General features: G+C 36.9%; 1 protein-coding gene. It reads right to left on the minus strand.

Annotated features, from left to right (window positions below; translation table 11 throughout):
* Positions 1 to 222: hypothetical protein (locus AACQ14_RS24525; protein ID WP_339366143.1), on the minus strand; the 222-nt coding region annotated here is incomplete at both ends.

The raw sequence follows: 222 nt of genomic DNA on the forward strand, positions 1-222 counted from the left end.
ATATTGGCATTTCTTCGTTTGTTAATTTTACCCATTCTCTATATGCTTTTTGATATATTTCATCACTATCTGCAGTTCTCATAGTCATTAATAATTCATCATTCTTTGCGTTGACAAAACGAGCTGTATTGGCACTTATAGCGCTTCCCCAAGGACTGGCAACATTGTCAGAATGCCAGCTATAGTTTTTGATGGATATGGCAGCTGGCATTCTGACAATGT

The organism is Vallitalea maricola, from assembly GCF_036985595.1.
Lineage (GTDB): Bacteria > Bacillota > Clostridia > Lachnospirales > Vallitaleaceae > Vallitalea > Vallitalea maricola.